The 9,937-nt window shown below is 52.7% G+C and carries 3 protein-coding genes; all 3 read right to left on the bottom strand.

What is annotated here, in order from left to right; genetic code table 11:
* Positions 1–328 precede the first annotated feature (328 nt).
* On the bottom strand, positions 329–1,570 hold the full coding sequence (locus A3842_RS17420) for a macrolide family glycosyltransferase (protein WP_074083377.1): 1,242 nt from the start codon (positions 1,568–1,570) through the stop codon (positions 329–331).
* A 37-nt stretch (positions 1,571–1,607) separates the two neighbouring features.
* Positions 1,608–2,867: a macrolide family glycosyltransferase gene (locus tag A3842_RS17415; protein ID WP_074083378.1), complete on the bottom strand. Its 1,260-nt coding sequence runs from the start codon at positions 2,865–2,867 to the stop codon at positions 1,608–1,610.
* A gap of 94 nt (positions 2,868–2,961) precedes the next feature.
* Positions 2,962–9,933: a non-ribosomal peptide synthetase gene (locus A3842_RS17410; RefSeq protein WP_074102221.1), complete on the bottom strand. Its 6,972-nt coding sequence runs from the start codon at positions 9,931–9,933 to the stop codon at positions 2,962–2,964.
* Positions 9,934–9,937 lie beyond the last annotated feature (4 nt).

The raw sequence follows: 9,937 nt of genomic DNA, 5'->3' as shown, positions 1-9,937 counted from the left end.
GAATAAGTAAGAGGCAAACCAATTAATAACCTAATCAACTCAAGTATTATTACAGTAAGCAAAAAATTACAAAAGCTGCCCTCCATGTGCTGACCAACGGGCAAAGAATTTATCAATGAATGAATTCGCCGAACTTGCGTGAACCGTATGCTTACACCCAAGTCCCCGGTAGGTACTATTGCAGCTTAAGCCAAAAACCCGCGCCCAGCGCGGGTTCCATTAGGCACATGTTCTTAGAGCCTCGTTGGTTGCACAAAAACTAAAATGAAAATAAACATTTCGATCTGATTGATGAAGCTATCGGCAGCTCTAATCAGCAAGATGGATTTCAGACGCTTAAAGCCGAGACATATGCAAGCAGTGTCTCAATACCACTGGCGATCCCTCCGCCGCCGAAAAAGCTTTGTCCCAGAGTACTCGCCTGATGTTGAATACGCTCTTTATTCATCGTTTCGAAGGTGATTTCTTTGAGCTGGGAGGCAGTGATCTCCATATTCCGGACATATACCCCTGCCCCCAATTCCTCCAGCCGGGCGGCGATGGCGAACTGATCCGCGCCCTGGGGCAGCAGCACCATGGGAACTCCGAACACCAAAGCTTCACAGACACTGTTATAGCCAGCATGCGAAATAAACACATCCGCTTCCCGGAGTATTTCCATTTGGGGAACAAAGCTTCGAATTTTCATGTTTTCCGGCGGCTCACCCAATAAAGAGAGATCCATGTTCCGTCCCACGGACATGACGATCTTCGCTTCGCTGTGCTTGAATGCCTCCATGCATTTCCGGTAAAATTCAGGCCGGTCTGTATAGATCGAGCCGAAGGAAATATAAATGAGAGGTAGTCCCCCCTCTTTCTTCCGCTCTTTCCGAAGGAGGGATTCCGGAGCTGCTCCCGGAAACTGCGGGCCCAGGAAGACAAATCGTTCATCGAAAGCGTCGGCATGCGGCTGAAATGCTTTGGACGTGTACACCAGATTCAACTCTTCATTGCCGCTGAACGCGTCGATCAGGCCGAAGCCGTGAATGTGGTGCCTCTGCGCGATTTCCTTGGCAGCCCGGTCCAGTTCGCTGACTGACACCTTCTCCTTGTAATCTTTTTCTTTTATCTTAAAAACATTGTGAATCAGGAAATCCGGATCCCGTTCGAGTAGCTTGTGGTTGATCGCGAAAGTAAGAATATAGCAGGCAACCGGCAGTGCCAGCAATTCCCCGATTTGTTTTCCCCAGAAGGCGTCGCAATCCCGCAAAATATAGTCTGGTGAATCGGCTATGACTTCATGCAGAATGGCATTCATCACGCTTTTACTTTTGCCGATGACTCCCGGTACGAGATATTCAAGCATCATTCGCGGATTACTCAGATAGATTCTCGGGTCATTGTCGGTGAATAATCCCTGCATATCGCCGTAGCTTCGAAACGTAACATCGTATTCCTGCAGAAGCTCCCTGTAGGCCTCGTCGGAATAGTAAATCACTTCTTCTCCCCTTGCCAGAAGTTCCGCCACCAGAGGCAATGTCGGCTTTACGTGACTGAAAAAGGGAAGGCTGAATATCATCACTTTAGCCATGATTCCGATCCTCCGTCCGTTTGTTTGATTACAAGCTTTATGGACAACCCGCGCTCTGAAGTACTTGTCCGTTCAAAAAGGCGAAGATACCGTCCACCGCAAGTTTCGCCCCTCCGGAATTCCGTATCGCCTGCCCGGCCTCCTGACACGATTTGCGATAACGCGGATCGTCGAGAACTTTCCGCGTCATGTCAGCAATATCTTCCGGGGTACAGTCCCGGCTACTTCTCGCCACTCCCGCTCCGATCTCCTCAACGCGGCCTGAAACGGCAAATTGATCCGCCGCTTGAGGAAACATCACCATCGGCACATGATGGTACAACGCTTCGTTTATGCTGTTATGGCCGCCATGAGTGATAAACACATCAGCCATTTGCAACAGGCGGATCTGAGGCATATGGGATCTGACGGTAAAGTTGCCGGGAAGAGCACCCAGATCTGCCGTGTTAATCCGCTGCCCGGTGGACATTACAACCCGCCACCCGTTATCCCTGAACGCATCGATACATTTGGTGTAGAAAGGCAGGCAGTCATTGTACACGGTTCCCATGGATATGTAGACCAGAGTCCCGGAAGACGTTAGTTCATGGAAGTTGTCCCCGTCTTCCTCTTCTTTGCGGATGGATGGTCCCAGAAACAGATAATCGGGACCGAATGTATTTGCGTATGGCTGAAATTCTCGGGAGGTAAAGACAAGATTGAACTCATCAGCTCCCGAAAAGGCGTCAATCGCTTTGTATTCCACCGAGTAAGGACGGGAAAGCTCACGGGCGCAAGCATTCAGAACTTCGCTGAACCGTGTTCCTTCAACCTGCAGAGCGACTTGTCCCGCCGGGTTGCCGAGCACGTTCCGGACAAAAAACTCGGTATGCTGGTCCATAATTGCTTCATTTAAGGCAATCGTCGTAATGTAGCAGATCACGGGAACGTCCAGCATGACGCCGATCATCTTCCCCCAGTAGGACTCACAATCCCGGATAATATAGTCGGGGTCGTCTTCCATGACACGTTCAATCAGTAGGTTCGTCATCCGTTGGTATTTGTCCAGCTTGTGCGGAACCAGTAGCTTCAGGATTTCTATGGGGTCCGTGGAACGGATCGGAATCTCCTCATCAAGCAATCCGATTACATCACCGTAGCTGCGGCAGACGACGCCTTCCATACGGATGAATTTCATATAGGGATCGGCCGTATAGTAATAGACCTGCTCCCCTCTGTCCACGAGCTCTTTCACCAGGGTCACCGTCGGATTGACATGCCCGAAATACGGATAACTGAACACTGCGACTTTTCCCATGAGGCCACGACCTTTCATTAAAAAATACTTCAAGGCCCTCGGACGCAGATTTGTGCCAGCGCCCGAGGGCCTTGATCAATCGCTGCTCCGTCTACTACAGGATTCCGCGTACGGAATCGCCGGAGAGCTTCTTCTTCAGCTTCTCCGCGTCCGCCTCAAACGGAAGTGCGATATCTACCCTGAGAGAAGGTCCCATATGTCTGACATAAAAACAAATGCCATAATGTGCTGCAGTCTCCTCGTAGGACGAAACATCATCTGGACTCCAACTGGTAGTTGCTTCTTCCTGCATGGCGCCAAAATAATTCAGCAGGACCGCCTTGCCGGTCGAGTCCATATCCAGAGCTGCGAAGTTGATATGGTGCGCCGCAGCGGCTTGCGTCAGATCCCTGATCCGACTCAGGATGATTTCGGCCGGTTCGCCGGCGTTCAGGACCACGGGGACATAATCGATAAAGTTTCCGGCAAGATGATAAAAGGTATGGCCACCGTACCTTCTGCCGCCGCTGACCAATTGAACGGACAACTGCTCCATCTGAAGGAAGTCCCGTCCAAACGTAGCCAGCACTTCAAGCACCGTATGCCATCCTTCTTCGGGAAGGTCGCCCGCCAGAGGGATTTCCAGCTCGATGACGGTCGGATGGCTTCTTGGGAAAGTATTCACCTTGCTCTCCAGCTCGAAGAGGTAATGACGGAATGCCGGCAGCTCGAACCGGTTCTCCAGCTCTTCTAGACTGATTCCTTGTGGTCCCTCGTCCAGGAGACGGACATAATCGCGGTATCCCATGCCCGGATTTCCGCCCTCGCTGAACGGAGAAGAAGCGTCCGAAAGACTCAGGGTTTCCGCGATCAGGCTGCAGCTCAGTCCGTCCGACAGCGAATGATGGGACGCATACACCAGGACCCTCTCTCCAGAAACTCCATTCTCGATCAGTACCATCCGATATAATAAGCTGCCTGGAATGTCATAATCAAAGCGTCCGTTATACACTTCCCGGATCATCTGCTTCATCTTCTCTTCTGCAGCAGGACCGTCCAGTCGGAGATAAGGCAGCGAAAGAAGGTTTGGCCGTTCATGGAGGCTCCAGGTTCCGTCCCCCTCCCCTGAAAGAAAGCATCTAAGCATTTCCTGCTCACGGACAAGGTTCAACACCGCAGTCGCGATGTCTTCCCTGCTTCTTTCCGTAGAAACAGGAATTACGGCTCCGACATTCTCGGAACGCCCCAGATGCATGGACTGAATGGCGGTAACTGGAATTTTCCCGATTAACGGGTTTTCGCCCAAATCACGTGCGTAGGCTTGCTGCTGCACAGCAAGATGGTGAAGCAGGTCGGACAACTCCTTTGTCTCTCCGGATTCCGCCTGTATTTTCTCTTTCAAGTCTCTTGGCTCCGGTTGTGGTTCAGTGATTGCCTTTCCCTGACTGGAGCGTTGAAGCAGCAATTCGCCTAGGGCAGCAGCCGATTGCCGGACGAGCAGATCCCTGACATCCACGGAGAATCCTTTTCTCTTAAGAAGAAACACGGCCTTCATGGCCGAGATGGAATCTCCCCCAAGTTCATTGAAAGAATTCTCCACCCCGATGCCCTTATTCTCAAGCACTTCCTCGAACACCTCGATCACAAGCGCTTCCAGCTCGCTCACCGGGTGGCGGAAGCCGCTGCCGGTCTCCACGGATTGCGGCAGTTTGTTCAGCGCCGCTGCATCCACTTTGCCATGCGTTGTCAAAGGCAGAGCTTCCAGCTTCATGAACACAGAAGGGATCATGTAGTCGGGAAGCATTTCCGACAGCATGCGTTTCATCTCCCTCGGCTGCGGCGCTGTCTCCCCGCTGTAATAGGCAATCAGAGTTCCGTGACCTTCCGGTTGCCGCTTTAACAGAACTGATGCGCTTTTTACACCATTCAGCTGATGCAGACGAGCTTCGACCTCGCCCGGTTCCACCCGGTAGCCTCTGATTTTCAGCTGGCTGTCCATTCTGCCTTGATAGACCAGACTGCCGTCGGGAAGTCGCTTCGCCAGATCCCCGGTCCGGTACATTCTCTCGAATCCCGGTATATTGGAGGAGACGAACTGCCGGGCGGTCATCTCCGGCTGATTAAGATATTCTCTAGCCAGACCAACCCCTGCAATGCAAAGCTCGCCGGTTACACCGACCGGAAGCGGATTTAACCCGGCATCCACTATGCAGATCCTGCTGTTTGAAATAGGGAACCCGATCGGTAATTTATGCGGGAGGATCAATTCATCATATTCCCACATCGCAGCGCATACGGACGCTTCCGTTGGGCCGTATGCATTGATGCACTGCATATGTCGACCCCACTCCCCGAGCATGGTGGCCGAAGGCTCGGACCCCGCCGTAATGACAAGCCGCAGACTCTGAAGTTTATCGGGCTGCAACCGTTCCATGTAAGAAGGCGGGAACGTCGCGATCGTGATCTCCATCTGGTTCGCGTAGCGCTCGAACCATTCCGGATCGCCTATGGTATCCTTCGTTGCCAGGCACAGTGCGCCGCCTGACGTAAGCGCCATCGCGAATTCCCATACGGAGGCGTCGAAAGAGCAGGGAGCAAACTGCAGAATCCGGTCTTTCGGTCCAATCCCAAGCTTAGTGCGGAATACTTCCGGCAGATTGGCCACTCCCGCGTGTTCCAATGCTACACCTTTAGGTCTTCCGGTCGTACCGGAGGTATATATGATATAAGCCCGATCTTCTAGTTGCGGCTTGCGCGCTGGAACATTTCCGCCTTCCTCTGGAAGTTCCACCGCACCTGTTAAGACGGTTCTTCCCATGAAACCGATGTTCCGCTCCTCGGAATCGTCCGTGATCAGCAAGGCCGCTCCGCTGTCCTGAAGCATGTACTGAATTCGTTCCACCGGAAAGGATGGATCTACTGGAAGATAAACCGCTCCCGCCTTCAATACGGCGAGGAAACAGATGATCATTTCGAAAGACCGTTCCAGCTTGATGGCCACGACATCATCAAAGCCGATGCCGTTATGTTCCAGCCACGCTGCCCAGCGACCGGATAAGGCATCTAGCTCCCCATAGGTCAGGTGTGCTTCCCCGAACCGCAGGGCTTCCCGGTTTGAATGCAGTTTCACCTGTTCCGCAAACTGCTCGGGCAGGGTAAGCTTCGGCACATCCATTCCTGTGGAAGCGTGGAAGCCGGCGATTTGCCGATGCAGCTCTTCCGCAGGCAGCAGGGTAATGGAATCCAGCCGCTTCCCGGGTTCTTCAATGACGGATTGTATTATATGCATGAAATAAGCAACGAATCGCTCTGCCGTCTCTTTCCGGAACAGACTGGTGCTATACTCCAAGTCGAAATACAGCACCCCGTCGCCTCCTTCAAAGCCGGCGAGGGTAAGATCAAATTTCGAAATGGTCTGCTCAAACCCGCAGTGTGTGAAATGAAGTCCCCGGAAGTCAAAGCGGTTCTCCGGCATGTTCTGCAGCACGAACATGACGTCAAACAGAGGATTTCGGCCGGTATCCCGGCTGTAATCCAGCTTGCTCGCAAGCTCTTCGTATTGAAAGGCCTGGTTCTCGAAGGCTCCAAGCGCACTCTTCTTGACCTGTGCCAGAAGCTGGGTGAAATCGAGCTGTGGTGACACTGTGTTTTTAAGCGGTACGACATTAACGAACATACCCATCGTCTCTTCCAGCTCCGCCTGCATGCGGCCCGAAACCGGCGAGCCGACAACCAGTTCCTCCTGACCCGATATTTTGGATAGCATGAGACTGTAAGCTGACAACAACAGCATAAACAAAGTAACGCCATGTACGGCGGCCAGCTTCTTCAAAGAAGCCGTAGTGGCAGCATCGACAGTAAAGGGAATCCGTGCCCCTTCAAAATTCTTAAACCTCGGCCTAGGAAGATCATACGGCAAATCCAATACAGGAACCCCATTCTCAAACTGCTTCAGCCAGTATTGCTCCTGCGCCTGAAATTCGTTATGATCTCTTCTTCCCTGCTGCGATACCGAGAAATCCTTATAATGTAACGATATTTCAGCAAGCTTGTCACCGTTGTATAGTGCCGCAAGCTCGTTGATGAAGATTCCCACGGAGGCCCCATCGGCAACGATATGATGAATATCGATCAAGAGGAGGTGTTTCCGCTCCTCCATCCGCGCAGCGCCGATGCGAAACAGTGGACGTGCTCCAAGGTCGAAGGGGCGCACGAAATTTCGGATTGTCTCCTCCGTATTTGTGGGAGGTTCTTCGGTATAGTCCAGGGTAAAGGAACTGTCGGTATGCACCACCTGAACCGGCTCGCCGTTCACCATCTCAAAAGACGTTCGAAGAATCTCATGCCGGGCCGTCAGCATATTAATCGCAAGTTCAAGTCTTTCTCTATCCAGGTCCCCGTCGATTATCAGCGCCTCCGGCATATTGTATGCGGTCGAATGCGGATCATGGCAAAACAAGGCATACATTCGTTTTTGCGCGGAAGACAACGGATACCAGGCTGCCGGTTCCGCCGGAGTCACTGCGTGATAAGACTTCGACCCTTTCTCAACGATCGCTGCCGCCAACGCCCTGACGGTCTGTTTCTCGAAGATGTCATCGATACCGATATTCACACCAAACACTTTTTGGATTCTGGACATCAGCATCGTCGCTTTCAGCGAGTGCCCCCCGACGTCAAAGAAACTTTCTTCGGCAGACACCCGTTTGATCTGCAGGACGTCCGAGAAGATTTCGCACAATTGCTGCTCAATTTCATTTGCCGGTTCACTGAATTCCACATCGAGATCGGCAGGTTCCTCAAGCGAAAGGAGCGCTTTCTTGTCCGTCTTCCCGTTCTCGGATAGAGGCATCCGGTCGACCCGGTAGTAACGGGCAAGCTGCATGTAGTGCGGCAGCTCATCGGCCATGTAAGCCCTTATTTCCTTTGCATGCACCACTTCACATTGAAGATAGGCGGCAAGCCGGGACGGAATGCCATCTTCTTCTATGCACAGAACGGCTGCCGCCTGAATCCCCGGATAAGCCATAAGGCGCTGCTCGATCTCTGAAAGCTCGATCCGGTACCCTCTCAGCTTGACCTGGGTATCCTTCCGGCCCAGACAGCAGATTTCACCGTCCTCCGTCCATTTTGCCAAGTCTCCCGTTCTATACATCCGTTCTCCAGGGATGAACGGATGGGGAATAAACGCCTCCGCGGTTAATTCCGGACGGTTAAGGTAGCCAACTGCCAGACCGTGACCAGACAAACAGAGCTCACCGGTGATGCCGGTCGGCACCGGCTCAAGCCGCTCATCGAGAATATAGGCGTTCATATTGGCAATCGGACGGCCGATTGCAATTTCCGCATATTCTCCTACATTTCTTTTGAAAACGGCGACTATACTGGCTTCGGTAGGACCGTATTCGTTCACGATTTCGACCCCGGGAAGCCTTCTCCGGCTTTCCCCGATCAAGGATGGTGCCAACCGCTCTCCAGCCAATGTAATAATCCGAAGGGAGGCTCCGTCTTCCGTGTTCATCTGCTCCAGCAGCAGCTGGTACAGGGCGGGAACGCATATAAAATGCGTGATCCGATGGACATGGATCAGCTGCTTCAGGCGAAGCGGATCTTTCACCTGACTTTCGGTCGGCAGGAACAGGCTGGCTCCCGAGACAAGCGGAGTGAAGAAACCGGTCATGAAGCCGTCAAATGAATAGGAGAAGAGTTGGATCGTCCGGTCCTGAGAATTCAGGCGGTATTCGTTCCTTCTCCAGGAGATGGAGTTCGCCAATCCCACATGCCGGACAACCACGCCTTTGGGTTTTCCGGTCGTACCGGAAGTATAGATGATATATGCCGCCGTTCCACTGATTGCCCTGCCAAGGTTTGCCCCGCTTTCCTTTTCGGCATTCAGGGATTCGCATTCGAGCACCCTTTCCACGCCGGCGAAGACGGGCTTCTCTATATATCGCGAATGCGTAATCAGTTGGCTTACAGAGGCGTCCTCCAGCATGAAACGGATGCGGTCGTCCGGGGTCTGGATATCAATCGGCAGAACACATCCGCCCGCATTCAATACGGCCAGCACCGCAACCGCCGCCTCCACGCTACGCTCCAGATACAGCGCGATGACCTGTCCGGGCTTTGTTCCGCTCTTGACCAGAGCCTTGGCCCACCGATTGACCACTTCATTCAGTTCAAGGTAGCTCATGGTCTGCTCAGGGGTAATAACTGCGATTGCTTCCGGTGTGCGAAGGAGCTGTTCCTCGAACAGCTCCATAATATTTGATACACCAGGAAGACTTGCGCCGGAGGCATACTCGGTCAGCAGCCTGTGGCGTTCATCGCCAGACAGCCAACCGCTCTCCTTCACTGGACAGTTGGGAAGAGCGGTCAGCTCGCCGAGCATGTGGATATACTGTCTGGCGAAGCTTTCCACCGCCTGTCTGGAGAAGAATCGGCTTGATCCGGCAATGATGCCTTGAATAACACCCTTTTCACGGCTGAATTCAACGAACAGACCGCTAGTGTGTTCCTCCGGGTTCGACTCACCGTGAAGCTCCTTCATCGCAAAACGGAGGTGTTTCAAAAAAGAATAATCCCGGTCATGAATCACCTTCATATCCTGTACAACCTTCTCAATGGGATAATTCCCATTGCTGTATGCCGCTTCATAGGTGGCTTTGACCTCGTAGAGCCATTCCCGGAAAGACCGATCCCCCGGCGGCTGATCAATAAGAGGGATCCAGGAAGAACCGCTTGAAGCCACAGCCTGTTGAGCTGGAAGCTTGCGCTGTGGACAGGCTACCGTAATCGATTCGCTGCCCGTATGCTTGTACACCATGCATTTAAATGCGGACAGCATTATCAGGTACAGCGCTTCTGCCGACGCTCTGCTCATCTTCTGCAGACGCTCATCCAGATCCTCAGGTACTTCGAAAGCGGCCTGATAGACAACAGGGCCTTCAGCTGGATGTGAGGAAGAGAGCGTAAGCAGCGTCTCTTCTTCTTTCAGCTCCAGCATTTTTTTGACCCAATGCTTCTTTTGTCTTCTCATCTCCTGAACGGAGGGACCGCCCTCCGGAATAACGTCGTCCGTCTTCATTCGT

The sequence above is a fragment of the Paenibacillus sp. P3E genome (assembly GCF_001909045.1).
Taxonomy (GTDB): Bacteria; Bacillota; Bacilli; order Paenibacillales; family Paenibacillaceae; genus Paenibacillus_AQ; species Paenibacillus_AQ helianthi.
The sequence above is the reverse complement of the archived record's forward strand: the minus strand, read 5'-3'. Positions and strand labels throughout refer to the sequence as shown.